22 protein-coding genes are annotated in these 24450 nt (G+C 50.3%); 7 read left to right on the top strand and 15 right to left on the bottom strand.

Annotated elements, in window-relative coordinates; all coding sequences use genetic code 11:
- Nucleotides 1-88 precede the first annotated feature (88 nt).
- On the bottom strand, nucleotides 89-496 hold the full coding sequence (locus tag ACHWTJ_RS02540; RefSeq protein WP_394679045.1) for a hypothetical protein: 408 nt from the start codon (nucleotides 494-496) through the stop codon (nucleotides 89-91).
- Nucleotides 497-569: 73 nt separating this feature from the next.
- Nucleotides 570-1805: a UDP-glucose dehydrogenase family protein gene (locus tag ACHWTJ_RS02535; RefSeq protein ID WP_394679044.1), complete on the bottom strand. Its 1236-nt coding sequence runs from the start codon at nucleotides 1803-1805 to the stop codon at nucleotides 570-572.
- Between the two features lie 110 nt (nucleotides 1806-1915).
- Here ACHWTJ_RS02535 and ACHWTJ_RS02530 point away from each other — a divergent pair, with 110 nt between their 5' ends.
- Complete coding sequence (locus ACHWTJ_RS02530) at nucleotides 1916-2164, top strand: hypothetical protein (protein ID WP_394679043.1); 249 nt, start codon at nucleotides 1916-1918, stop codon at nucleotides 2162-2164.
- A 62-nt stretch (nucleotides 2165-2226) separates the two neighbouring features.
- Here the strand turns inward: ACHWTJ_RS02530 and ACHWTJ_RS02525 are convergent, their stop codons facing one another.
- Both ACHWTJ_RS02525 and ACHWTJ_RS02520 read right to left on the bottom strand, forming a co-directional pair.
- Nucleotides 2227-2676 (bottom strand): helix-turn-helix domain-containing protein, encoded by a 450-nt coding sequence (locus ACHWTJ_RS02525; RefSeq protein WP_394679823.1) that lies wholly within the window; start codon nucleotides 2674-2676, stop codon nucleotides 2227-2229.
- Nucleotides 2677-2777: 101 nt separating this feature from the next.
- Nucleotides 2778-4217: an SdrD B-like domain-containing protein gene (locus tag ACHWTJ_RS02520; protein WP_394679042.1), complete on the bottom strand. Its 1440-nt coding sequence runs from the start codon at nucleotides 4215-4217 to the stop codon at nucleotides 2778-2780.
- A gap of 139 nt (nucleotides 4218-4356) precedes the next feature.
- On the opposite strand from ACHWTJ_RS02520, the gene ACHWTJ_RS02515 reads away from it, so the two are divergent.
- Nucleotides 4357-5874, top strand: a complete 1518-nt coding sequence (locus ACHWTJ_RS02515; RefSeq protein ID WP_394679041.1) for a S8 family peptidase — start codon at nucleotides 4357-4359, stop codon at nucleotides 5872-5874.
- 45 nt (nucleotides 5875-5919) lie between these two features.
- On the opposite strand, the gene ACHWTJ_RS02510 is transcribed toward ACHWTJ_RS02515, so the two are convergent.
- From ACHWTJ_RS02510 to ACHWTJ_RS02500, 3 genes are read right to left on the bottom strand one after another with little or no spacing between them, the layout of a single operon-like run.
- Nucleotides 5920-6342: a hypothetical protein gene (locus ACHWTJ_RS02510; RefSeq protein WP_294740250.1), complete on the bottom strand. Its 423-nt coding sequence runs from the start codon at nucleotides 6340-6342 to the stop codon at nucleotides 5920-5922.
- A gap of 7 nt (nucleotides 6343-6349) precedes the next feature.
- A complete protein-coding gene (fabZ, locus tag ACHWTJ_RS02505; protein ID WP_023469477.1) occupies nucleotides 6350-6772 on the bottom strand; it encodes a 3-hydroxyacyl-ACP dehydratase FabZ in 423 nt (140 codons plus the stop codon).
- A gap of 26 nt (nucleotides 6773-6798) precedes the next feature.
- Nucleotides 6799-7086, bottom strand: a complete 288-nt coding sequence (locus ACHWTJ_RS02500) for a DNA-directed RNA polymerase subunit beta (RefSeq protein ID WP_294740249.1) — start codon at nucleotides 7084-7086, stop codon at nucleotides 6799-6801.
- Nucleotides 7087-7472: 386 nt separating this feature from the next.
- Between ACHWTJ_RS02500 and ACHWTJ_RS02495 the strand changes: the two genes are divergently transcribed.
- Both ACHWTJ_RS02495 and ACHWTJ_RS02490 read left to right on the top strand, forming a co-directional pair.
- Nucleotides 7473-8840, top strand: a complete 1368-nt coding sequence (locus ACHWTJ_RS02495) for a copper amine oxidase (RefSeq protein WP_294740248.1) — start codon at nucleotides 7473-7475, stop codon at nucleotides 8838-8840.
- An 88-nt stretch (nucleotides 8841-8928) separates the two neighbouring features.
- Entirely contained in the window at nucleotides 8929-9876 is a 948-nt protein-coding gene (locus ACHWTJ_RS02490; protein ID WP_394679040.1) for a sortase domain-bontaining protein, read from the top strand.
- A gap of 47 nt (nucleotides 9877-9923) precedes the next feature.
- Here ACHWTJ_RS02490 and ACHWTJ_RS02485 read toward each other — a convergent pair whose 3' ends face one another.
- Together ACHWTJ_RS02485 and ACHWTJ_RS02480 are read right to left on the bottom strand one after the other, a co-directional pair.
- On the bottom strand, nucleotides 9924-10247 hold the full coding sequence (locus tag ACHWTJ_RS02485) for a helix-turn-helix domain-containing protein (RefSeq protein ID WP_023469481.1): 324 nt from the start codon (nucleotides 10245-10247) through the stop codon (nucleotides 9924-9926).
- A 67-nt stretch (nucleotides 10248-10314) separates the two neighbouring features.
- Entirely contained in the window at nucleotides 10315-11472 is a 1158-nt protein-coding gene (locus ACHWTJ_RS02480) for an AI-2E family transporter (RefSeq protein ID WP_087681501.1), read from the bottom strand.
- A 248-nt stretch (nucleotides 11473-11720) separates the two neighbouring features.
- On the opposite strand from ACHWTJ_RS02480, the gene ACHWTJ_RS02475 reads away from it, so the two are divergent.
- Both ACHWTJ_RS02475 and ACHWTJ_RS02470 read left to right on the top strand, forming a co-directional pair.
- Complete coding sequence (locus tag ACHWTJ_RS02475) at nucleotides 11721-14261, top strand: ATP-binding protein (protein ID WP_394679039.1); 2541 nt, start codon at nucleotides 11721-11723, stop codon at nucleotides 14259-14261.
- Between the two features lie 96 nt (nucleotides 14262-14357).
- Complete coding sequence (locus tag ACHWTJ_RS02470; protein WP_294750255.1) at nucleotides 14358-15203, top strand: NAD(P)-dependent oxidoreductase; 846 nt, start codon at nucleotides 14358-14360, stop codon at nucleotides 15201-15203.
- A 48-nt stretch (nucleotides 15204-15251) separates the two neighbouring features.
- On the opposite strand, the gene ACHWTJ_RS02465 is transcribed toward ACHWTJ_RS02470, so the two are convergent.
- On the bottom strand, nucleotides 15252-16034 hold the full coding sequence (locus ACHWTJ_RS02465) for a flagellar hook-basal body protein (RefSeq protein ID WP_294740244.1): 783 nt from the start codon (nucleotides 16032-16034) through the stop codon (nucleotides 15252-15254).
- A gap of 15 nt (nucleotides 16035-16049) precedes the next feature.
- The gene (locus ACHWTJ_RS02460; RefSeq protein ID WP_294751498.1) at nucleotides 16050-16844 is read right to left on the bottom strand and encodes a flagellar hook-basal body protein; all 795 of its coding nucleotides are present in this window, start codon (nucleotides 16842-16844) and stop codon (nucleotides 16050-16052) included.
- Nucleotides 16845-17086: 242 nt separating this feature from the next.
- Between ACHWTJ_RS02460 and ACHWTJ_RS02455 the strand changes: the two genes are divergently transcribed.
- Nucleotides 17087-19939: an EAL domain-containing protein gene (locus ACHWTJ_RS02455; protein ID WP_394679038.1), complete on the top strand. Its 2853-nt coding sequence runs from the start codon at nucleotides 17087-17089 to the stop codon at nucleotides 19937-19939.
- A gap of 48 nt (nucleotides 19940-19987) precedes the next feature.
- Here ACHWTJ_RS02455 and ACHWTJ_RS02450 read toward each other — a convergent pair whose 3' ends face one another.
- The 4 genes from ACHWTJ_RS02450 to ACHWTJ_RS02435 all read right to left on the bottom strand — a co-directional run bounded on the left by ACHWTJ_RS02450 (nucleotide 19988) and on the right by ACHWTJ_RS02435 (nucleotide 24322).
- Complete coding sequence (locus ACHWTJ_RS02450) at nucleotides 19988-21184, bottom strand: multidrug efflux MFS transporter (protein ID WP_294740241.1); 1197 nt, start codon at nucleotides 21182-21184, stop codon at nucleotides 19988-19990.
- Nucleotides 21185-21365: 181 nt separating this feature from the next.
- Nucleotides 21366-22346: a rod shape-determining protein MreB gene (mreB, locus tag ACHWTJ_RS02445; protein ID WP_023469490.1), complete on the bottom strand. Its 981-nt coding sequence runs from the start codon at nucleotides 22344-22346 to the stop codon at nucleotides 21366-21368.
- Nucleotides 22347-22562: 216 nt separating this feature from the next.
- Nucleotides 22563-23867 carry a UDP-N-acetylglucosamine 1-carboxyvinyltransferase gene (gene murA, locus ACHWTJ_RS02440; protein WP_294740240.1) on the bottom strand — a complete coding sequence of 435 codons (1305 nt, stop codon included), beginning with the start codon at nucleotides 23865-23867 and terminating at the stop codon, nucleotides 22563-22565.
- Nucleotides 23868-24088: 221 nt separating this feature from the next.
- Entirely contained in the window at nucleotides 24089-24322 is a 234-nt protein-coding gene (locus tag ACHWTJ_RS02435; RefSeq protein ID WP_023469492.1) for a DUF1146 family protein, read from the bottom strand.
- Nucleotides 24323-24450: the final 128 nt, after the last annotated feature.

The following is a 24450-nucleotide window of genomic DNA, read 5'->3' as shown; positions in this document are numbered from 1 at the left end:
TTAAAGTCGACTTTACTAGTGTTCGCCCGAGTACAGCGTTCTGCTCCGACGCGTTGACTACTTTCCACTAGCTTCTTTCTTATAAAGCTCACGGCAAAACATGCATCGACTTTTCTAGTGCTTCAAGAAACGGACGCTCGGCAAAGGCATGGCTTCGTTCTGCTGTGACGACAATCGTTTCTTTGTCGCGTTTAAAACGGACCGGTAGTCCTTCCGCGATCCAGTCGAGCTGGGCTTGCATCTTTTGGCGGATGCTGCCTCCCTTTCGTTCTGCTTCCAGGAACTGACGTATGTACTGCAGGACATAGCCGAATCCGAACTCGATCGGAATTCGGAGTTCCGTTCCCCGTTGACGGATCCGGATCAGCCCTGCCCCGTAATGGACGGCCCGTTCCCACTCTTCGTTCTGTCGTTGATTCCATCCGGGATATAACACGTGTGCCTCGAGTGCTCCTTTGGGACCACTCGGTTGAACCGCGAAATAATCGATCTGCATGTCGCCTCGTCCTTTCGTTTAGCAAAATAGGGATGACACCATGACTGGTCTCATCCCTAATGACAGGTCGCACTTAGCGTTTGTTCGAAAATTCTTTTCCCGGACGTCCGATTGCTTCATAGGCAACGCCTGCCGGGGCATCGACGTACTGCCAACAGTTCCGTCCGTCGATCAAGCGTGGCGTCTGCATGACGCGCGTCAACAGTTCCGGTGCCATCGCCTTCATCTCTGGCCACTCCGTCATGATGACGGCGACGTCCGCTCCGCGTAACGCTTCTTCAAGCGTCGGTTTCTGGTCAAGCAATGTCCGCGCCGCCGGATCATAGCCGACGACGACAACACCGAGTTGCTCGAGCCGTTCCGCGAGGCGTAAGGCCGGTGCGTCCCGTAAATCGTCCGTGCCCGGCTTAAAGGCAAGACCGAGTAGCGCGACACGCATCCCCCGCTCCGGTCGAATCTTCGCGAGGACGTAATCGAGCTGGGCCTCGTTCGTCCGGTCAGCTGCTTCAATGACGTGCAGTGTCGTCTCGTGCGTTCGCGCAAGCGTCGTCAATGCGGCGATGTCTTTCGGGAAACAAGACCCGCCGTAACCGGCACCTGCTCGCAAAAAAGCAGAACCGATCCGAGGATCAAGTCCGATCCCGTGAGCGACTTCCGTCACGTCGGCACCGACTGCGTCCGCTAGGCGAGCGATCTCATTAATGAAACTGATTTTGACGGCAAGGAAACTGTTCGCCGCATATTTCGTCAATTCCGCTGTCGTCGGATCAACGACGACGACCGGAGCTGTCGTTTGAAATAATTGCTCGACCGTTTTTGCAAAAGTGGCATCCGTCGTCCCGATGATCAAACGGCTCGGCTGACGGTTGTCCGCGAGGGCCGTTCCTTCACGCAAGAACTCTGGCACCATCGCAAAGCGTAACGTCGGGTGCTCGTCTTGCAAGCGTGCTGTCGTTCCCGGTGGCACTGTCGACTTGACGATGACACTGGCACCGGGGCGTGTTTCTTCAATCAAGCGTGCGACGGCTTCAACAGCCGATAGATCACAGCTACCGTCTGCCCGTTCCGGAGTACCGACGGCGATCAAGTACAAGTCAGACGCCGGATAGTCCGTAGTGAACGTCAGGCGTTCGCGATTGAGGCGGAGCGCGTCTTCGATTCCTTCTTCGGTGATCGGTGCGATCCCTTGCGCTAACCGTTCCATCCGTTCTGCATTCAAGTCGACACACGTCACCTCATGTCCGTTTTCTGCGAGTCCGATCGCGGTGACGAGTCCGACATATCCTGTCCCAATCACTGTTGCTTGCATCTCCATCACGTCCTTGTCCATTTTTCTCTGTCTTCACTATACGGGAGGAAAGCCGATTTGTGCATCGAAAAAGCTTTCCGAATACGCTATACTGAGTACGGAATGGAGGAATGCATGTGGCGATCATCATTTTTAGCCTCATTTGTCTCTTCGCGTATCGGATCCGTAAGCTTCCAGAAGTCCTGCGGTCGATTTTACTCGTCCTTGGTTTAATCAGTGGATGGTTCGCGTTATTTGAGATCATTGGATATATCGAAGCCAATCCGTACTTGGCGGCCATCCCGATCGCACTCGGGCTCGGCTATTGGTACTGGAAACGTAAACAACGTTCCGTCAAAAAGACGTCTTCGGATCAGTGAAGGCGTCTTTTCCTATGACATACGAAAGCGCACGAGGGAGTTGTCCCTACGTGCGCTTTGGTTTAGGATTGTTGTTTACGTTCCATCGACGCGATCTGTTCCTCAATATCGAGTAACTTCAATTCGTGTTCGAGCTCGAGGCGACGTTTCTTCCGTTTCAAGCGTGCGAGTTCCGCTTCCATCGAAGCTTTCGAGGCTTCCGGTGTTGCCGTCGTTTCACTTGATTGCATCGTCGCTTGGAGCGGATCAAAGACGTTTGACTTCGCGAATTGGGCTGCTTCCGGTCCGAACATATCTTGGATGATCGGGAGAATCTTGTTCAATGCCGTTCCCGGAATCTGTGATTTCTCATCGACTAATCGTTTCAACGCCAATTCATCGACACGATAGCCTTTGCCGTCCTGCTCCGCGTGCAATTCCCCTGTCCGAATCCAGCGCCGAACCGTCTCTTCCGATACGCGTAACAATTCACTGATCTGTTTTGTCGTTAACATCGAATCCCTCTTTCCTATGATTTGATACTACTATTATGCGCATATGTGTGCGTGTGTGTCAATTAACACACATCACTCCATAAAAAAACGCCTCACTCAGGAGACGTTCTATTTAAACCTTATCGTTTTCGGACGAGCAACCATACTCCGACGGCGGCACTCATGCCACCGACGACCGCGAACGGAAACGGCTTGTCTTCCCCTGCTTGCGGTAGACGTTCCGCTGTAATGGCTGGAGTCGACTTAGCAGTATCTGCTTTTGCTGCGACCGGTGCTGTCGATTTTACTGGACTGACGACTTTTGTCGGTGTTTCCTTGACCGGTTTCGCCTGTGGCGCCAGTTCGACGGCAACCATTGTTCCGCCACCATCGCGTGTTAGATCAAGGACGGCGTCGACCGATTGACGCTTCAAGTGTTTTAAGAGATGCGCCTGAGCATCCTTTGCCTCACTCATGTCCTCTTCAAACGCAATGTAATCGAGGTGATGCATCGCCTTGACTGTATAACCGGCAGGCGCTTTGACTTTTAAGATGTATGTGCCGACGGGGAAGCTGTCTCCGCCCGCAAAAGCGTGATCATCTCCTTCGTCTTCAATCGTCCATGCCGTTTCACCCGTGACCGTATCCAGTAACGTGTACGTCATCGGGACGGTCTCTTCTTTTTCCTGCGGCTGTTGGTCCCCATTCGCATCGACGAAGTTCGTCAGCGTCAGGAAGTGCGATGGCTCCGTCATCTCGTCCCCTTCCGTCATGCCGGCATCGATGACCCGGACGTCCCCTGCTTGGATCGTCACGTTCGTTGTTCCGAATCCGTTGACATCCGAATCCTGATGCGGCTTCGTGAACGTATACAAGCCGATGTCATAACCATCAATCTTAACTTGATACGTTCCCGGTGTCACCTGTTCGAATATGTAGTTCCCTTGTTCCGTGATCGCCATGTCCGTGACGTCGCCGCGTGGCGTGATCAAGAAGACACTGACGTCATCAAGAAGGGCTTCCGTCTCTTGGCGAATTCCGTCTTCGTTCGCGTCATACCAGACCGTTCCCGTGATTTGTCCCTTCGTCGCCTTGACGTTCGTCGCCGGAGCTGGTTTTGTTTCTGTGACCGACTTTTCCTTTGTCGGCGTCGTCGGTTTTGGTTTACTCGGTGTAACCGGTTCTGTATCCGGTTTGACGTCTGGTTTAACTTCCGGTTCCGTGACAGGTTCTTCCGGTGTCGCAGGATCATCCGTTGCCGGCTCCTCGGCGTCGACTTTCGGAAACTCAAGGAGGATCGATTGCTGTGTCGTTGGTTCCGTAATGACAATCCGTGGTACCGTCTCCGCTGTAAACGTCACCGTCGGATGCGCAGCGATATCGATGCCGCTTCCCGTCAGCCCGTCTGAGAACGCAAGCGCCGTCTCACTCGTCACATCGACGATGCCTTCTCCTGTGAAGGTCAACGTATACGGTCCTGTCCCGCTTGCTGTCACGTCCCATTTCGATTCGGCTTGGACCGGAGCGATACCCGTTCCACTCCACATCAGGAGTAACAAAAAGATGATGATTTTTTTCATGATGTCTCATTCAGCTCCGTTTCTGTAAGAAAAACATATCTAAATTTTAAACAACAACGTAAAATTAAACCAGATAATTTTGTTTGAACTGTCCTTTTTTTCAACTTTCCACCATTTTCCGTAAAGGTCGTGATTTTTCATGAAACGTATCCTTCCACTCCTACTCGGCGTCAGTCTCCTGACCCCGTCCGCCGCCTCGGCTGCTACGACATCTCTTCCGGTGACGAGTCAGACGTTACGCGGTACATACGATGCATCCGGACGTGCCGTCTTCACGCTACCGTCAGCCCTCTATATCGAACGAGCGACGCATCTCGAGTTCGACTTGGATCGCTCGAAAGGTTCCGTCTATACCTCAAAGACGAATTACAGCAAAGGCGTAACCTACAGCCGGTATCGTCAACTGCAGGATGAAGCGTTGATCTTCCCACTCAGCTGGTCCGGGACACAGTACGTCGTCTTCGAAGGAAAACCGGGGACCCGCTACAAGATTCCCTTCATCCTCCGTAAACTCCAGCCGCTCTTGCCGATGAAGCCAAGTGCGACAACGTCGAAGACCGCGAGTCTCCTCGTCAAGATGAAGCACGGCAGTCTGAAACAATCCGTCTCGACGTCGCTCCATGCGACACGGTCGTCGCTTCCGGGCCTGTCCCTCGAAGAATGGACGTTCAAGACGAAGACCGCCGCAACGCAAGCAAAACGTTACTTGGAACGATCAGCTGCTGTTGACTACGTCGAACATACACAGACCGTCCGGACGGCAAAGGATATGTATCGCCCGTACCAATGGTCGCTCCAGAACACAGGGCAACGAAAAGGAAAAATCGGAGCTGACATCCAGTACGTCGCTGCCTTAAAACGCCTCGCCGGGAAAACGTTACAGCCAACACTGGTCGCTGTCGTCGATACCGGAATCAACTCGACCTATGCCGACTTCGCAGGACGCGTCCGGACCGATCTCGGGTACGATTTCATTCGCGGGAAGACTTCCGTCACCGATCCAGACGGTCACGGTTCTCATGTCGCCGGGATCATCGCCGCGAATGCCGATAATCTGTATGGCATTCAAGGGATCAATCCAGCAGCTTCCTTGATCCCGATTCGCGTCCTCGATGCACACGGGCAAGGCTCCACGTCGGACGTCGCACGTGGTATTCTCCATGCGGTCAAAAAAGGTGCCCGCGTCATCAACCTTAGTCTAGAAATGGATGAAAAATCGCGCGCTATCGAGGATGCGATCGCGTATGCCGATCAGAAGAAAGTCCTCGTCGTCGCTGCTTCCGGTAATGACGGTGCGAAGACGATCAGTTATCCTGCGCGCTACGCCCATGTCCTCTCTGTTGGCGCAACGGACCGAAAAGATCTCCGCGCCCCGTTCTCGAACCGCGGAAAAGGACTCGATCTTGTCGCACCAGGGGTTGAGATTCCGAGTTATATCGGTGACGGTGAACTCGCCTATTCGAGTGGGACCTCGATGGCGGCCCCTCACGTCACGGCTGTCGCGAGTCTCTTGATGAGCTTAAAACCGAGCTTGTCACCGAGTGCGACAGAGAAACTCTTGAAGTCGTCCGCCCGTGATCTTGGAACAAAAGGCTACGACACCTCATACGGCTACGGTCGTCTCGATGCGAACCGTGCCGTCTCGCTCGTCAAATAAACGACAAAGCGCCGATTCCTGTGACAGGAGTCGGCGCTTTGTCGTTCATCGGATGATTTCAAGTGGAATCTCGATCCCACGTCCTGCACCGGCGTCAATGACGAGGACAGGCAGGCGGTTTTCGTTGAAGACTTCCTCTTCAACGGTCGTATCTGAAGTATAGGTGCGAATCTCACCCATTTTTTTAGCGGAAAACGACACGAATGGGAACGGAATCGATTGATTCGAGACCTCTAACCGGATGTCGACTTGTTGATCGTCGAGACGAATGTCATTCGTCGTCTTGATCGTCAACCGCATCCGGTCCTTATTCGTCAAGGAAATCTGAGCAGAAATATTCTCTGTCTGACCGGCCCGTTTGATCGGGTCGACGATGACCGATGGGGAAGCGGTCTCGACCTTTTCAGCACGCTGGCAGCCAGGAATGATCAATAAGGAAATCGCGAGAGGAAGCAACCAGCGTTTCATCTGGTCGTCACTTAATTGCGAATGTCAATTCGGCAGTGCAGGCGACTTCCCCGTCTACCGTCGCTGTGGCACGACCTTTCCCGATAGGTCCACGTAACTTCGTCAATTCGACTTCGAGGCGCAATTGGTCGCCCGGTACGACTTGACGTTTGAAGCGGCAGTTCTCGATACCGGCAAAGAAAGCGAGCTTTCCTTGGTTCGCTTCCATCTTGAGGACAGCGAAGGCACCGACTTGTGCGAGTGCCTCGACGATGAGAACGCCGGGCATAACGTTATAGTCAGGAAAATGTCCGTTGAAGAATTCTTCGTTCGCAGACACGTTCTTCACTCCGACCGCGCGTTTGCCTTCTTCAACCTCTAAAATCCGGTCGACGAGCAAAAAGGGATAACGATGCGGAATGACTTCCTTGATTTGTTCGATTGTATACATATGAAACAGCTCCCATCACTGACAAATTAAGATTTCATCCAAAAATCGGTGATGCGGGTCCATGTGTCGAGCTTTAACACATCCATTGCCTCGCCACCACCAAACGTTGCATACCCTACCATCGCACCGACGACCAATGCGACGATGACGAGAACGAGAACGACCAACAACCGGACGATAATCGGGACACGTCGCGTCGTGTACTTCCGAAGACGTGGTGTTTTCTTGTCAGATGCTCCGGCGTCCTTGCCTTGTTGATGTCGCTTTGAACGTTCACGCGTTGGCTGTTCCGTACCTGCTTGGTCTTGTACCATTTTGATCACCTTTCATTGATTCAGTCTAAGCGTAGTATAGCACATTAGTACCAGGTAACAATATCAGGAATGACTTTGTTTTCTCCTGGTTCCTAGCTAGTGTAACACGAGCGATCGGTAAACATTTAAAAAAAGTTTTCTTTTGTTATATAAGGAAGTAAAAAATTCGCAACACATTATTTCCGTAAATCTCACATTTTTTTAAATCCAAATGTCATCCGTCCGCGTAAGCCTTACAGATTCACAAGCAACACTTACAAGCACAGGATGACACGGGCCCGGTTTCATCCCTCTATTCAAGTTTAGATTAACGCTTCCAAACGTTTTTCATATCAAAAACCAAAGCAAGCGCTCCACTACCTTACAATCGAGAGGATGGATTCAACATGAAACACACTAAAAAATTCGCAGCATCAGCAATGGCAGCAGCACTCGTACTTCCAGGAACAGCAGCATTCGCTTCTGGTGGCGCAGATGACATGAAACAAGAGGCTCCAAAGAACGTCACGGTCAAAACAAAAGCCGCTGACCTTCGTGCTACACTCGATCAGTTACTTTCAGAGCACTTCGTCCTCGCTGTCATGGACATGAAAAAACAATATGACGGTTCAAAAGACGCAGAATATTACGAAGCAGCACTTAAACAAAATGCACTCGATATGACACCGGCCATCGCTTCCGTCTACGGCGACGAAGGCGCGAAACAATTCGAGAAAATCTTCGTAGCACACAATAAATACACAACAGACCTCGTCAAAGCGGTGAAAGCGGACGACCAAGACGGCATCAACGCTTCGAAGAAAGAAACAGAAGAGTTCGTACAAGATCTCTCAAGCTTCCTCGATACAGCAACGGAAGGAAAACTTCCGAAAGCAGCAGCTGAAGAAGTCCTCCGTGCACACGAAGCGGACGTCTACAAGACATTCCAACAATATGCAGCTGGTGACTACGAAGGATCGTACAACACGTTCCGTGAAGGATACAGCCGCATGTACGATATCTCAAAAGCACTCTCAGTCGCGATTACAACACAAATGCCTGAGAAATTCGATAACACGAAAGCAGACTCGAAAGCAGCAGATCTTCGTTCAACGCTTAACAGCCTTGCAGCAGAGCACGTCGCACTTGCGAACATCAGCATGACAGCTGGCGTTGATAAAGCGAAAGATTACGATGCAGCAAACTGGGCTGAAGACATGCACACAGCTGACTTTAAAGCAGCAATCAAATCAATCTACGGTCAAGCCGGTGCAGATCAGTTTGAACAAGTTTGGACGAAAAACCACATCGAAGCTCAAGCGAACCTCGTCACAGCAGCAATCAATGACGATAAAAAATTAATGGGTGACGCACAAGACATGCTCAAAATGTTCTCAAACGATTTCGGTGCATTCCTCGGTGCGGCAACAGAAGAAAACCTTCCAACAAAAGCAGCACAAGAAGCCGTATCAGGTCACGAGACTTACGTCCAAGATACGTTCATGCAATATGTTGAAGGCGACTACAAAGGTTCAGTCGACACATTCCGTGAGTCTTACGCTTACATGTACGGCGTAGGGGAAAACCTCGGTGAAGCGATCGTCAAACAATCGCCAGAGAAATTCATGGATGGTACACCAGGCTCAATGCCGAACACAGGTAACGGTGGTATGAGCGACAACAACACAGCTGCAACAACAGGTGCGATCGCAGTATTCGGTCTCGCACTCGGAGCAGTCGGTCTTGTCCTCGCACGCAAACGTCAAAACGCCTAAGAAATTGGGTATAATCAAAAACAGGATAGCAATCTGCTATCCTGTTTTTACATAGAGAGACCCTTCTCTCGGAAAGGAGTTACACGTCATGCGAAAATGGTTACTGCCGACAAGCATCGTTTTGATGGTTGCTTCTGTCGGAACGCTCTTGTTTCTGCTCTTTAGCACACCGGAACAAGCAGCATCCAACATCACCCAAGGATCGGCGTCACCCAAGACGGTGACTTCTTCCGAGAATAAGAAGGAGGCGCCAGCAGAGGATCCGTTAAAACCATCGGATATCTTCAAAAAAGAGTTCAAGGATCTTTCGACGAATGAAGTCGAATTACCAAAAACTCTCTCAATTCCAGCGCTTGACATCAAAACAAAGGTCGAGCAAGTCGGTCTTGATAAGAATGGCGCCATGGCGACACCAAAGAATGAACAACAAGTCGGCTGGTATCGGTTCGGTCCACGTCCAGGCGATGTCGGAAATGCCGTCATCGATGGACACACCGATACGAAGACGGGACCTGCCGTCTTCTATCAACTACGAGACTTGAAGAAGAAGGATCAAATCAAGATCAAGGATGCTTCCGGACGAACGCTCGTCTTCCGCGTCAAGAAGCTCGTCCAATACGATCACTTGGATGCGCCGCTCCAAAAAATCTTTGGGGCTTCTGAAAAACGGAATCTCAACTTGATCACGTGTATCGGAACGTTTGATCAAAATGCCGGAACGTACGACAATCGCCTCGTCGTCTTCACAGAACTCGATGAAAAAGCATCTGACCCTATCAAAACACCACCGAAACCAGCCACGAACGTTCGTGTCAGCGGTGGATTCGTGAACTGGTATGCTTCTACGGATAAAGAGGTAGCGTCGTATAACGTCTATCAAGAAAAAGACGGTAAACGTAAAAAACTCGGTACAACAGACGTCATCGAACGGAAAGCCTTCCCGCTTCCAGAAGATGCGACGGGTCGTTTCATCATCACCGCCGTCAACAAAGCAGGCATTGAATCGGAAGAAGCTTTCAGTGCCGTACGTCGTTAAAATCCACACAAAAGCCAGAGTCTAGCGACTCTGGCTTTTAACGTTCCTCAATAGCGAATATGCTGTTTGCTCCAGCGAATCGATTCCTTAAACTGACGGACGAGATCTTCTGCCGGTGCCGTTAAATAATAGGCAAGCCCGTGCACTTTCTCCGACATCTGCTGGACGACGAGCCCATCCTCGATTAGCTCCTGCAGCTGTTCGAGGATTTGACCGTGTGACTGATCGATTCGTTGTTCGAGTTCCCCGATCGTCAACGCACCGTCCCGTAAAAGATAGATGATACTCGACTTCAAACTGTTCTCGAAATTATGCTGAAACTTCTGCAATGCGAGTAAATCGGCTTGTTCTTCGGTATGACGTGAATCCATCTGATCCCTGCCCCCTTTTTCTTAACTACTTCTTCAGTATGACGCACTTTTACGTGAATTTCAAAACTCAATCACGCTCCGTGACGATCGTATCGAACGTCTTCTCTTCCTCCGTGATGACCATCTTCTTCTGCGAGCGAAGATGATACAGGCGACGGATGTTCAAGATGACGACCTTCATGACAGCATAGAACGGGACACCGAGTAAGACACCGAAGAATCCGGCGATGTTCCCTGCGACGAGCAAGACGATGATGATCGTTAGCGGATGGACGTCAAGTGTCTTCCCTTGAACGAGCGGTGACATGATGTGCGAATCGATCTGTTGCGCGACCGTCATGACGATGATCGCATAGATCGCAAGGATCGGGTCCTGGATGAACCCGACGATCAATGCCGGAATGACACCGAGCACAGGTCCAAGAAACGGAATGATGTTCGTCAATGTCGCGAACAAGGCGAGCAGCAACGCATAATCAATCCCGATGATCAGGTAGCCGATGTAAGCGATGATCCCGACCCCGATACTGACGATAACCTGACCCCGGATATAACTCATGATCGTCAAGTGAACGTCGCCGAGGATTTTCTTCGTTTCCTTATGATACTCGTATGGCATCAGCTTGACGAGATTGCCTTTGAGCTTATCACCGTCTAGCAACATGTAAATCAACATGATCGGAATGATGACGATCGTCACGACCGTCGTCGTCACGACACTGACGAAGCCACCGACACCGGTGCCGATGTTCTTCAGGAATGTCGAAGCGTACTCCGAGATGTTACCGGAAAACTTATTGAATAGATTATCCGGTCCTGATAGGAAGCGTGAGAAGACCGAACTATTTTCAAGTTGATCCCGGACGTCGATCAATTGACGCTGAAACTGCGTCGCAAGCGTCGGGATCGAATTGACGAACTGGGTGATCTGTTCTGACAGCATCGGACCGAAGATGAAGCCGAGTGTCGTCAAGATTCCGATCAATCCGACAAGGACAATCAAGACGGCAGGTCGCCGCTTCATCTTTTTCTCGAGTAACTCGACGATCGGCAGCAGGACATAATAGAGAATCCCGGCAATCGCAAGTGGCGGTACGACCATCTGCAGTAGAATCGCGACCGGTCGGAACAGAAACGTGACGTGATCACCAATCCAGACGATGATGAGTAACGTCATGATCCACCACGCGAATCGATACCATTTGTTTTCAAACATTTTTTGCATCTAACCACTTCCCTATTTATAGTATGAAGTTCCATATCCCCTATTGTTTCCCTTAAAACACTGCTTCTTAATCCTTATTCTCAGAAAATGTATCGTTTCCTTCTCTTTAACCAATATATGATATATTTGTTTTAATCAACTTTGCAGATTCAGATTTGCCGTACCCGTTGAATGTGCGTAAGATGAGTATATTCGGACTTAAGCAATCTTTCTCATACATGTAAAAATAGAATACGGAGGATACCCCAGTGAAATGGATCAACCATACGATCGGTCGCCAATTGATGTTCGCCTTCTATATGGTGTTCGTCGCACTCAGCATCACGTCTGCGATTGTCTACTTCTATACGGAACAAAAAATCGATCAAGCGAATGCGACGTTCGACGACTTACGCGAACGACGGACGAATGCCAATGCTCTCGCTAGTGAATGGACCGTCGCGCAAAGTAACGTCAAATCCTACTTATTGACAGGTTCAAATGAAACACTCGATCAGGTGAAAACAAATCAGCAAGAAATCAATCGTCTGACGACATGGTTCGAGAAATACGCCGTGTACGAGCAAGGAAAAGAATATGCAATCGCGACGCGCCGTATGTATGACGATTATTTCGGAACAGCGCTTCCGCTCCTCAACGAATACGTCAAAGGAAAAAAAGACGGGAAGATTAACGAAGACTTTGTAAATCCCGACACCCTTGCCGCACTTTCAAACGGGAAGGATCTGTTCACGACGAACGGCACATTACGTGGTTCCGTCAGCCTGTCAGACGCCGATGTCGATATGACACGGATTGATTCGCTACTTGCGGACTATCTGACGTTGATCCAAGGCAAAGAGATCGATGCGAAAAACGCTCTGCTCAGCGAGATGCGTGTCGCACAGTTCATCTGGCTCTCGAATCTCGCTGTTTTGATTCTCGTCCTCTTCTCGCTCGTCCGTCCGTTCATCAGCCGCATTACGAAGCAGGTCAACACACTGTCTCGCGATAGTGCGTTGCTTGCGACAGGGGAAGACATTCAAGCGATTCCGTTACCGAAACGCAAGGACGAGCTGCATACGCTGACGTCGTCATTCAATCAGATGGCGGCTTCGATCGCGGACAATAAAGTTCATATGCTCGCAAAGAACGAAGAGCTCCAAGCGCAACAGGAAGAACTCGTCGCGCAGCAAGAGGAACTTCAGGCCCAGCAGGAAGAACTTGAAGAAGCACTCGATATCACGCTTCGCAGCGAACAGCATCTCAAGTACCGCAATGAACTGACGGAGACGCTTGCTTCTCGCGAGACGTTAACCGCCTATCCGGAAATCATCGAAAAGCTCGTCTCGATCACGCATTCCGAGATCGGTGCCCTGTTGTTCCTCGATCAACAGGAAGTCCGCTCAACGATCGATTACGGGATGACGGAAGAGATGGTCGGTCGTCTCGTCTCTGACGATCAGTCGCTCCTGCACCGGGCACGTCTCTTGAAGCGTCCCGTGCATTCCGCAAAACAGGTCGCGCACGAAAGTCCGCTCCCGTACCCATACTATATGTATGAGGTCGCAGTACCAGTCCTTGATCCGTCGAAAGAGCGGATGATTGCCTGTATCTACCTTGTACGTTATCGTGATGCCTTCACAGCGGAGCAGATGGATGACATCCTGTCGTTCTCGCATCAATTATCGCTCTCACTTCTCCGGATGGGGATCTATGAGGAAATGATTCGTGAGAAGAATAAGACGACCCAGCTGTTGAACTCCATTCGGGAAGCCGTCGTCTATATCGAACACGAGACGGATGAATTGCTCGTCAACGAACCGTTGATGACATTGTTCCCAGAAGTACCGACACAGTTTGAAGACGAAGAACGCTCTGCCTTCGAGCAAGCGATGCAGGCACTCGCTGACATCATTGATGAACCAGCACTATTCGAGCGCTACATTGAACAGATCGTCGAGCTGAATTTACCGAAAGACAGCTTGATCGTCTCGATTCGCAAGCATAGCACCTACATCCAGATTTACGCCGAGAAGATCGAGGTCGACGGCATGTGGGTCGGTACGATGCTCGTCCTCCGTGACGTCACAAAAGAGACGGAAGCCGAGCGGATGAAGGAAGAGTTCGTCTCGACCGTTTCGCATGAGTTACGGACCCCACTCTCTTCGATCTATGGCTTCACGGAGCTGATGCTCAACAAACGATTCGAGGAGGAACGGCAACGGAAGTACCTCCAGACGATCCACTCCGAGACCGGTCGCCTGACGACGCTCGTCAACGACTTCCTCGATGTCCAGCGGATGGAATCGAGTGAACATCGCTACGACATGACGACGTTCGATGTCGTTGAACTTGCCCAAGACTTGATCGAGTTCTATGATGTCTCGCATGAGACGCACAGGATTGATTTCGAGGCCCGTGGACCGATCATGATCGACGGGGACGCGGAAAAGATGAAGCAGTTGCTCAACAACCTGCTCAGCAATGCCGTCAAGTACTCACCGAGCGGCGGGACAGTCTTGATACGAATCTCAAACGAACTCGGTTTCGCCCAAATCCGAATCCAGGATGAAGGCATCGGAATTCCACAAGATGCGCTTCCGAAATTGTTCGATAAGTTCTACCGTGTCGATAACTCCGAGACACGAAAGATCGGTGGAACCGGTCTTGGTCTATCGATCTGTAAGGAGATCGTCAAACACCACAACGGAACGATCGATGTCGAATCCGTCGTCGGTGTCGGATCGACCTTTACGATCCGTTTCCCGATCGCTGTCATCTCGACCATCCTCACGTATGAAGATTAATCAGAAGATCGTCCCCTTGTGGACGGTCTTTTTTTCGTTAGATTCGATCAGGCGTGGGGTATAGTCATAAGCGTATTATTTTAAGGAGGAATCGACATGCAACTTGGATGGATTGGATTAGGACATATGGGGGTACCGATGGCAAAACGTCTGCTTGACGGCGGTCATGACGTGATCGTCTACAACCGGACATATGAGAAGACAGCACCGTTGACTGAACGAGGGGCGACAGCGGTCAAAGAAGCTAAGGACGCAGTGCGTCAGAGTGAGATTATCTTCGTCATGCTCGCAGATGGTCCCGCTGTCGCGTCTGTTCTCGAAAGTATAACAGACGACCTCACAGGTAAGACGATCGTCAACTTAAGTACGATTTCACCCGAAGAGACGAAGAAGATGGCACGTCTCGTCGAAGAAAGTGGCGGCATATATCTCGAATCGCCTGTCTCAGGATCCGTCCCCGTCGCAGAAAACGGTCAGCTCGTTTTGCTGGCTGGCGGTGACGCGGACGTCGTCGCGGCTTGTCAGCCGTATCTTGATCTACTCGGAAAGGAAACGATTCATTTCGGTCCACATGGCTCAGGGAGTGCGGCGAAACTTGCCATCAATCTCTTACTCGCCGTCGTCGGACAAGGTGTCGCGGAGACATTATTGCTCGGAGAAGGTGCGGGACTCGAGAAAGAGAAGCTGATCCAGATGATCAGTGCTTCCGGGATGAACACGCCGCTCTTCACCGGTAAACGGGACATGTATCGCAACAACGATTTCCCGTCTGCATTCCCGCTCCGCTTGATGGCGAAGGATCTCGGTCTCATCACGGCAGAAGCCACACGCCAACAGCGCCACCTACCGCTCGCTCAAGCAGCGGATCGTAGTTATGCGAAGGCAAAACCTGATCATGGGGATGCCGATATGGCCGCTATCTATCAAGCGCTACAAGACTGAACGCAAAAAGCAGATCATCTCACATGTGAGGCGATCTGCTTTTTCATGTTATTTCAGTGACGTGACGATTCCCATCATCTGATCGGTCGTCATCAGTGCTTTCGAATTGAATTGATACGCCCGTTGAATCTGCGTCAAGTTCGTCATTTCAGTCGCCATATCGACGTTCGACGACTCGAGTGTACCAACCGTCAATGGATTGCCACCGACCGCCTGATATTGTTCAGCTGTCGTAAATAAGCCAGAACCATCTTCCGTCAACTGGTTCGGATTGTCGATATACCCGACACCGATCCGCGCGAGGACACGGCGCTCACCATTGACGATGCCCGTGACGTTCCCGTCCTTGTTCAATTCGACGCCCGTCGTGTTCGCCGGCAAGAGGATAGGATCATTTTGATTGTTGATGATCGAGCGACCCGTATCATCTGTCAATCGAATACGTCCATCCGCTTGCGGAGAGAGCTGGAAGTTCCCGTCCCGCGTGAATTTCGTCACGCCATCGCGGTCGATGACACCAAAGAAATGATGCGGATCCGATAAAGCAGCATCCAGTGCCCGGTCCGTCCGTTTGAACGTTCCCATCGAAAAGCGTGTCGCTTCGTTCGCGACATATCCGCCGACGCCGATCCGCAGACCGGCTGGTGTCGATAAGGGTCCCGTCTGCAGAGCAGCCGGTTGATTCTGGATGTTACGCGTCAACAGTTCCTTGAACTGGGCATCGCGACGTTTATATCCGTTCGTATCGACGTTCGCTAAGTTATGTCCGGTCGTATCAAGCTGTTTTTGTAATTGCGCCATCGTACTAGCTGACGTATAGAGTGATTGCATGGTGTTCCCCTTTCATTATCGGACGCGACCGATTTCAGAGACTGCCTTTTCCGCTGTCCGGTCATACGCTTGAATGACTTTTTGATTCGCTTCGAATTGACGTAGACCGGCGTTCATCTCTGCCATCGTCTGTTCAATCGCGACGTTCCCGAGTTCAAGCACCCCTTGATCGACCTTGACGTTTCCTTGCGCTAGTGCTTGCGGTGCCCGGTAGAGTCCGTTCTCGACACGCTCGAGCTGTTCTGTATTATTCGTCGTCACGAGTCCGAGCCGCCCGACTTGTTCTCCGTTCCCCCGCGTCACGACACCTTCAGGTGAGACTTTGAAGTCGTCATTACCGACGTTCATCGCATTGCCATCCTCATCGAGTACCTGATCACCGTCCGTCGTCCGTAAGACGCCATCCCGATCGACCGCGAACTGTCCGTTCGTTGTATACAATACTTCTCCTTCAGGTGCTGTTCCGCCTCCATTACCATGTAGGATCGTAAACATCGGCACGCCTTCCGCCGAGCTGATCTGTAAATCTGTCGCATTCCCGGTCTCCGTGATGGATCCCGGTGCGAAGTTCGGTGTCGTTGCTTGCATGAATACACCGGTAGCGAGTGTACCGACATTCCCCGCTGGTCGGATTCCCGTCCGTTCATTCGTCGCTGCTTGATGGATCATCATTTCCGGAAACGTGCGCAGGGATGCTTGATCGGCACGGAAGCCGGGCGTCCGTGCATTCGCTAAGTTATTACTCAGCATCTCTTGTTGGCGTTGCAGTGCCTGCATCGCACCGGATGCCGTATACATTCCGCGTAACATCTATATTTCATCTCCTCATTGACTTCATGTTCAATTCTATCTTTTAGTATATCGGTCCGTTTGCTTCAGATTATGAGTTTTTTTCAAAAAAAGGGAATAAAATTCTGAGTTGCATCTAAAGTACTACCATTCCTGTCAAAAAATCATTCTCCTTCTTTTGAATTCGTTTCATATTCATAATTATTCCAATTGGGTATAATTAGAAGTAGTCCATATCGACCAGTTGAAACGAGGTGATGACGGTGTCTTTCTTTAAAAGACGTACGAACCAATCGACCACTCCTTCTTTAGATTTCACACTGCTGACAGACATGACTCACTTTCTTGAAAATCATCCGGATGCAGTTTATACGATGGATTTGAAAGGACATTTCATTGCTTTTAATAATAAACTGCCTCTTCTGCTTGGCTACGATGCGGACGCCATACGGCATATGCATTTCAGCGAATTGCTCTCCGATTCCGAAGCGGAGCGGATCGCCCCGTTGAAAAATCGTGTTCACGAAGGCGAGACCCTTCACTTCACGACCGACCTAAAACGAAAAGACGGTCAGATTCTGACTGTCAACGTCACGAACATCCCCCTCTATAATCAGCACGTCATCATCGGACTTTACGGGATTGCGCGTGATGTCTCCCAGCAAAAAGAATTGCGTACCGCCTATAATCGTCTACTCGCCAAGGAACAGTTGACGACGACGCTCGAAGGCGTCACCTTTCTCGAATATGTTCCCTCGACGAAACAATTGACCGCGGACGCTTCACTCAGCCGACTACTCGAATGGTCACAACGTCATGTCGCGCAAATGGATGCCTACGAACTGCTCGACGAAATCCATCCGGACGATCGCGACCTGTTCTTACAACAGAGTACTGCCTTATGTGACGAGCACATCAAGGAATTCTCGATGTCCCTTCGCATGAGTAAACGACTTCACTATACGAAAGTCGTCCGCTGTGACGCCTTGCTTCAGCAAGACTCCTCTCCCCGCTGCGTGAACTTCATCTTGCATGATGCGACGGAGTTGACGAGTCTTGAGCGAGAGCGGGATCATGCCATTCAGTCCTTGAAGGACGTCTTCGGCTCACTGGATACATCCATCTATGAGCACATCTATCATCCACAAACGGTCACATTCCAGTCTGTGGGGTTCTTGGCTCCGTACCAGCACATCCTGAACCGGATCACGAAAGAACCTCAGTTATGGCGGACACTCATTCATCCAGAGGATTTACCGCATTTAGAGCGTTCTTATCCGGAGATCCGTGATGGAAAGGTCGTCCGGCATGTCTATCGGCTTCAACTCCTCGACAAGGTCTTCTGGGTCGAGGAAGTCTGTATCCCAATTCTTAAGAATGACGGAGAGGTCATCGGCCATTACGGCGTTTCTTCCGATATTTCGATCCTGAAGGAACAACAACACACGATTTGGCATCTGTCCATGCATGACTCCCTGACCCATTTGCCGAATCGCGCCTTCTTACTCGAAGAAATCACGAACTTGTTAAAGAGCCGCACCTCGTTTACGTTACTCGCTGTCACCTTTAAACAGTACAATGTCATTCATGAACGATTCGGACACGACGTCGGAGACGAGTGGATTCGTCAGACGAGCGCTGAAATCCGCCGTTTTGCGGATCAAGATCACTTCATCGGTCATCTGTTCGGCGATAAGTATCTCTTCATCATCAAGAAACCGATTGATGAAACCGCCATCGTGAAGCTGAGTCATCAGTTATTGAAGCTGGGTGATAAACGATTCGATGTTCTGTCCTATGAACTATTCACGAATGTCTACATCGGAATCACGTACGTCGTCAATGACAAACTATCCGCCGATGAACTGTTGAAGCAGACATATACGGCACTTCGACGCGCGAAGTCCCGCGCGAAGAGCAACTACCAATTCTACTCGTCGCGCCTCGATATCGATATGTACCGACGTTATGAGCTGGAGCGTGACTTACGCTACGCCATTCAAAACGAACAGCTCATCCTCGAGTACCAACCGAAAGTCGACGGCTGGAACGGCACCATCCATGGAGCTGAAGCTTTGATCCGCTGGGATCATCCGGAATGGGGACGCTTGACGCCAAAGGATTTCCTCTCCTTATCGGAAGAGAGTGAGATGTATTTGCATATCGGTGACTGGGTACTGAATCAGACCTGTCGTTTTCTTAGTGAACTGCGGGAACGACGCCGTTCGAACATCGTTCCGATTTCCATCAATGTTTCTCCGAAACGATTGTTCTACGGTGACTTCGCACAAGTCATCGAACAGTATCTACAGCGCTACCGGGTTCCCGGGCATCTTCTTGAAATCGAATTACTTGAGTCCGATATCTTACTCGAGAGCGATAAGATCCACGAAATCCTGGAGCGGATTTCTGCTTTAGGTGTCCATATCTCTTTGGACGACTTCGGGACTGCCTATTCATCGATTTCTCATGTCCAACGCTATCCGATTAACTGTCTGAAGATCGATCGTTCCCTCGCACAACTGATTGAGCACGATCCGAAAAGTCGTTCCGTCGTCAAAAGCATCCTCTTCATGGCAAAAGAGTTTCAATTGACCGTCATCGCGGAAGGCATCGAGACGATTCCCCAACTCGATTTTTACCGTGAGCTGCAATGCGACCTGATTCAAGGCTATTTATTCAGTAAGCCGGTTTCAGAAGCGATGTTTGAACAGATGTTGATAGAAGGCATGCTGTACCCACAGCATACGGGAACAGCAGCTCCTGTCGATGCGATCTTATCGTTATTCGCTCAAATCACAATCACCCGACTGAACGGTCGTACGATCCAAGTCGGCTCTTCAGATATCCTGATCAACCGATGTACGAATAAGACACTGTTCTTCTACTCTTCGATTCGTCTGCCGATTCATCAAAACATCGAACTGAGCGTGACGCTCACTTCATTGATTCATCCCGAGATTCTTCTCGTTCCCGTATCGATCACAGAACTCGATAACGGTCTGTTCCATTATGCAGCGGACTTCAAGGTACGCGCTCTCTCTTCTCTCGTCCAAGAGCAACTGAAACATTCTCAGCCTTCCTTTTTAGAGGATGTCCTCGAACCGCCTTCTTGATGCAAAAAAACACGTCGACTCCTTCATTCGGGTCGACGTGTTTTGAACTTATCCGTTATTTTTACTGAGGACTGCTGTTTGTGTCCGCTCTAACACCGCATTCGTGATGACGATCAATCCGGTGAAGAGGAATAACGCTTCAAAGCCGAAGTGACCGGCAATCTGTCCACCTGCGAGCGGTCCGAGGAAGTTCCCCATGAATTGCGCGGACTGGTTGTATCCGAAGATCCGTCCAGATGCGTTCGCTGGCGTATTCTTCCGAAGCAACGTTTGGACGGACGGCATCAAGGCAGCTGTCGCAAAACCGATTCCCATCCGTAAGACAATCAGCTGGCTCGTATCCGTGACGAACGCTTGCGGAATCAAGAACGCCGCAAAGATAAGTAAGGCAAAGAACAAGACACGTTCCGCCCCGATCTTATCCGAAAGACGACCGAGTCGCTGTGCCGCGATCAACGCCGCAATCCCAGGTGCAGAGGCAACGATGCCGGACAGTAACGCAAGACGTTCAGTACCCGGACTGAGTTCCCGGACATACAGTGACAGGATCGGACTGATCGATTGGGCCGCGAACTGAATCAGGAACGTAGTCAGGAACAAACTCAAGATCAGTTCCGGATGACGTAAGGACTGAATGATTTCCTTTCCGGAAGCCATCTTTTTGACCTCCAGTGGAACGAATTCTTCTTTAACGAAGAAGTAGGTCACGAGGAAGGTAAGGAAGAGCGGAACGCTCGTAAAGAGAAAAACGGGTCGAAGCCCAACAACGTCGGCGAGGAATCCTCCAATGAGAGGTCCTAGCAATCCACCGGCAATCCCACCGGTCGACAGGGTGCCGAGCGCCCAGCCACTTTTCTCTTTTGGGGTTTGGGAAGCAACCATCGTGATGCCGGCTGAAATGAATCCGGACACGGCTCCCATGACAAGACGTAGGAATACAAGTTGATAGACGTCTTGGACAAAACTAATCAAGAACATGACGATCGACATACCGAGGCTTGCGCGAAGCAACATGAGCTTACGCCCTTTTCGATCGGCGAGACGTCCCCAAATCGGTGAGACGATCGCAGCGACGAGGAAGGTCGCACCAAAGGCGATTCCGGACCAAGTCGTAATGTCTTGTCGGCGGTCGACACCGAGTTCTTCAATGAATAAGGGCAAAAACGGTAAGACAAGACTGAGGGCGGCAGCGGTCAAAAAACTACCGAACCAAATGACTACTAAATTTCTTTTCCACAATGGCATTGTGGCATCACTTCCTTTTATTTGACAATTCGTTTCAATGCAACAACTTTTAATATACACTTCATATTATGAAATGTCTAGCGTTTGAATCGTTTAAGTGTATCTCTCACTGAACGCATCACTTCGATGGTCGAATCATAAAAAAGAAGCATCCTCTTTTGAGAATACTTCTGCTGTCATATTACTTCCCTAAGTTGTCGAGCATAATGCCCGTTCCACGCGCGACACATAACATCGGATCTTCAGCAATCAACACCGGTAATCCGAGTTCTTTTGCAAGTAGTTGATCGATTCCGTCAAGAAGCGCGCCCCCACCTGTCAGGATGATGCCACGGTCAATGATATCCGCTGCAAGCTCAGGTGGCGTTTTCTCAAGCACCCGCTTCGTCGCTTCGACGATTTCCATCGCCGCTTCCGCGAGCGCTTCGTGCATCTCTTCAGATGTCACCGTGATGTTGTGCGGTAAGCCTGTCACGAGATTGCGTCCCCGAATGTCCATCTGTTCGCTCCGTCCGTCTTCTGAAACAGTAGCAACCGTCGTCTTGACCGCTTGTGCCGTCCGTTCCCCGATGATGAGCTTATGTGTATCCTTGATTGAACGGATGATGTCGTGATCGAAACGATCCCCTGCGACCTTGATCGTCTCACCACAAACGATATCACCCATTGAGAGAACCGCGACGTCCGTCGTCCCGCCCCCGATATCAATAACCATGTGCCCGGCTGGCATCCAGATGTCCATTCCGGCACCGACTGCTGCGACCTTCGGCTCGACTTCGAGGAAGACCGTCTTCGCGCCTGACTTCTCACCGGCTTGGCGAATCGCCTTCGCCTCGACCGTCGTAATGCTTGCTGGTGTACAAATCAGCATACGTACTCCACCGAACATCTTACGGACTTCAATCTTATCGATGAAGTGTCGTAACATCGCCTCTGTCATCTCGAAGTCCGCGATGACCCCATCCTGGAGGGGACGAATCGCGACGATATTCCCCGGTGTCCGTCCTACCATCAAGTGTGCTTCCGTTCCTACTGCATGAATCTTACCTGTTGCCTTATCGATCGCGACGACCGATGGCTCATCGAGGACGATGCCTCTCCCTTTGACATGAATGACGACATTCGCCGTCCCTAAGTCGATTCCGATATCTTTTGAAAACATCTCGTGTGCTCTCCTTTACCCGATGGCTATTCTTCCAAAATATAGAACGTCGTTTGGACGTCTAACCCATTTATGTATACATACCTTTCAATTCTAGCACACGGCTCATAGCGAAACGACTTTCTTTTGTGCTTTTCTCATTTCATTGTCATCTTTTTGAAAATACAAAAAAAGCACCATCCCGAAAAACTAGGATGGTGCTGGATGAATGATTGATTAAAGCTTCGTTGCTGCTGTTTCTTCGACGACTGCTACTTCTTCCGTCACACGTTCGACGTCCGCACCGAGTGCTTGAAGTTTGAGGTGGAAGTCGACGTATCCACGATCGATGTGATGAAGGGCACCGACGCGCGTTTCGCCTTCAGCAATCAATCCTGCCGTGACGAGTGCAGCACCTGAGCGAAGGTCTGTTGAAAGAACTTCTGCTCCTTGCAACTGTACGCCACCGTTGATGATTGATGAACGTCCTTCAATCTTGATGTCCGCATTCATACGACGGAATTCTTCGACGTGCATGAAGCGGTTTTCGAAGACTGTTTCCGTGATGACGGATGTGCCGCCTGCTTTGAGGACGAGAGCCATCATTTGGGCTTGAATGTCTGTCGGGAATCCAGGGTGTGGCATCGTCTTGACATCAACTGCTTCGAGTTTCGCTGGACCGATGACACGGAGTCCTTCTTCTGTATCCGTGATCTTAACGCCCATCTCTTCCATCTTCGAGATGAGTGGACGAAGGTGCTCGCGCTCTGCTCCGATGACTTCGACGTCACCTTCAGTGATTGCTGCTGCGATCATGAACGTACCCGCTTCGATCCGGTCCGGAATGACGTAATGTGTTGCACCGTGTAACTTCTCGACGCCTTCGATGCGGATCGTTTCTGTACCTGCACCACGAACTTTAGCGCCCATTGCGTTTAAGAAGTTCGCCAGGTCAACGATTTCTGGTTCTTTTGCGACGTTCTCGATGACTGTCGTTCCTTCTGCGAGCGTCGCAGCCATCATGATGTTTTCCGTTGCACCGACTGACGGGAAGTCAAGGTAGATTTTTGCACCTTTGAGACGACCATCTACATGTGCTTCGACGAAACCGTTTCCGATGATCGTCTTCGCGCCCATCGCTTCGAAGCCTTTCAAGTGAAGATCAATCGGACGTGAACCGATTGCACAGCCACCTGGCATCGCAACGCGTGCACGACCGAGACGCGCGAGCAATGGTCCCATGACGAGAATCGATGCCCGCATCTTCCGGACATACTCAAGTGGTGCTTCGTCTTTGAGATTCGGCTCTGCATTGACCGTCACCGTGTTAGCTTCCGCATCGAATTCGACTTCTGCGTTCAAGTTGCGCAAGACGTTATTGATCGTATAGACGTCTGCTAGACGTGGTACGTTTTGAAGGACGGATTGTCCTTCTGATGCAAGCAATGTTGCAACGAGTGTTTTTAATACGGCATTTTTTGCACCTTCTACTTTGACTGTGCCAGCTAATTTACGTCCGCCTCGGACAACGATTTTTTCCATTCCCCATACTCCTCTGCTTCGTTTCTGTTCTATTTATGATGGCGTGATAAGTGCGTATACGATTCGAGATGAACCGATAGAAGAGAAACTCCCAATAGTTAAAACTACTACGCGACTGTTTCGATGATTGATAAATTGACTGTGTTCTTTCATTAAAGAACAGTGTCCTTTTCCATGGTAATCCAGTTTCACGATACAAGGTTTACAATGAAGTTACAAGTTCAGCTGAATAAGAATTTCAGACGCTGCGCAAAACCGGCATATTCAAGTAAAAAGCGAGCCAGACTGGAACCAAGAGCGACAGCAAGCAGGACACGTAGTAAAACCGCCTGTGGACCTCTAGGATGTTGCAGGAATTTATCCCATTTGATTGGTAACATCACCCACCAAGCAAATAAGATGGCGATCACGTACATGAGCATGCTGATCAGAGCACTAATACCAATTGACGTCACTATCCTCGCACCTCTTCTTCATAATTTCTTCAACTTTACCATGATTTCATAAAATGAATGATTGCGCAAACAAAATGACACAAGCTGCATTTATTTTATCGCATAAAATATATTTATTGAAGAGCAAA

This window comes from uncultured Exiguobacterium sp. (assembly GCF_964277885.1).
Classification (GTDB): Bacteria; Bacillota; Bacilli; order Exiguobacteriales; family Exiguobacteriaceae; genus Exiguobacterium_A.
Note: the sequence above shows the minus strand (reverse complement) of the source record. Positions and strands in the feature narration are given on the sequence as shown.

What these genes read in the sequence shown, in the direction of transcription:
- fabZ (WP_023469477.1), bottom strand. Translation starts at nt 6,772, where the DNA reads ATGTATACAATCGAACAAATCAAGGAAGTCATTCCGCATCGTTATCCC.
- ACHWTJ_RS02465 (WP_294740244.1), bottom strand. Translation starts at nt 16,034, where the DNA reads ATGCAATCACTCTATACGTCAGCTAGTACGATGGCGCAATTACAAAAA.
- ACHWTJ_RS02480 (WP_087681501.1), bottom strand. Translation starts at nt 11,472, where the DNA reads ATGCAAAAAATGTTTGAAAACAAATGGTATCGATTCGCGTGGTGGATC.
- ACHWTJ_RS02530 (WP_394679043.1), top strand. Translation starts at nt 1,916, where the DNA reads ATGCATGTGGCGATCATCATTTTTAGCCTCATTTGTCTCTTCGCGTAT.
- ACHWTJ_RS02500 (WP_294740249.1), bottom strand. Translation starts at nt 7,086, where the DNA reads ATGGTACAAGACCAAGCAGGTACGGAACAGCCAACGCGTGAACGTTCA.
- ACHWTJ_RS02495 (WP_294740248.1), top strand. Translation starts at nt 7,473, where the DNA reads ATGAAACACACTAAAAAATTCGCAGCATCAGCAATGGCAGCAGCACTC.
- ACHWTJ_RS02515 (WP_394679041.1), top strand. Translation starts at nt 4,357, where the DNA reads ATGAAACGTATCCTTCCACTCCTACTCGGCGTCAGTCTCCTGACCCCG.
- ACHWTJ_RS02460 (WP_294751498.1), bottom strand. Translation starts at nt 16,844, where the DNA reads ATGTTACGCGGAATGTATACGGCATCCGGTGCGATGCAGGCACTGCAA.
- ACHWTJ_RS02450 (WP_294740241.1), bottom strand. Translation starts at nt 21,184, where the DNA reads ATGCCATTGTGGAAAAGAAATTTAGTAGTCATTTGGTTCGGTAGTTTT.
- ACHWTJ_RS02490 (WP_394679040.1), top strand. Translation starts at nt 8,929, where the DNA reads ATGCGAAAATGGTTACTGCCGACAAGCATCGTTTTGATGGTTGCTTCT.
- ACHWTJ_RS02470 (WP_294750255.1), top strand. Translation starts at nt 14,358, where the DNA reads ATGCAACTTGGATGGATTGGATTAGGACATATGGGGGTACCGATGGCA.
- ACHWTJ_RS02535 (WP_394679044.1), bottom strand. Translation starts at nt 1,805, where the DNA reads ATGCAAGCAACAGTGATTGGGACAGGATATGTCGGACTCGTCACCGCG.
- ACHWTJ_RS02540 (WP_394679045.1), bottom strand. Translation starts at nt 496, where the DNA reads ATGCAGATCGATTATTTCGCGGTTCAACCGAGTGGTCCCAAAGGAGCA.
- ACHWTJ_RS02510 (WP_294740250.1), bottom strand. Translation starts at nt 6,342, where the DNA reads ATGAAACGCTGGTTGCTTCCTCTCGCGATTTCCTTATTGATCATTCCT.
- mreB (WP_023469490.1), bottom strand. Translation starts at nt 22,346, where the DNA reads ATGTTTTCAAAAGATATCGGAATCGACTTAGGGACGGCGAATGTCGTC.
- ACHWTJ_RS02520 (WP_394679042.1), bottom strand. Translation starts at nt 4,217, where the DNA reads ATGAAAAAAATCATCATCTTTTTGTTACTCCTGATGTGGAGTGGAACG.
- murA (WP_294740240.1), bottom strand. Translation starts at nt 23,867, where the DNA reads ATGGAAAAAATCGTTGTCCGAGGCGGACGTAAATTAGCTGGCACAGTC.
- ACHWTJ_RS02485 (WP_023469481.1), bottom strand. Translation starts at nt 10,247, where the DNA reads ATGGATTCACGTCATACCGAAGAACAAGCCGATTTACTCGCATTGCAG.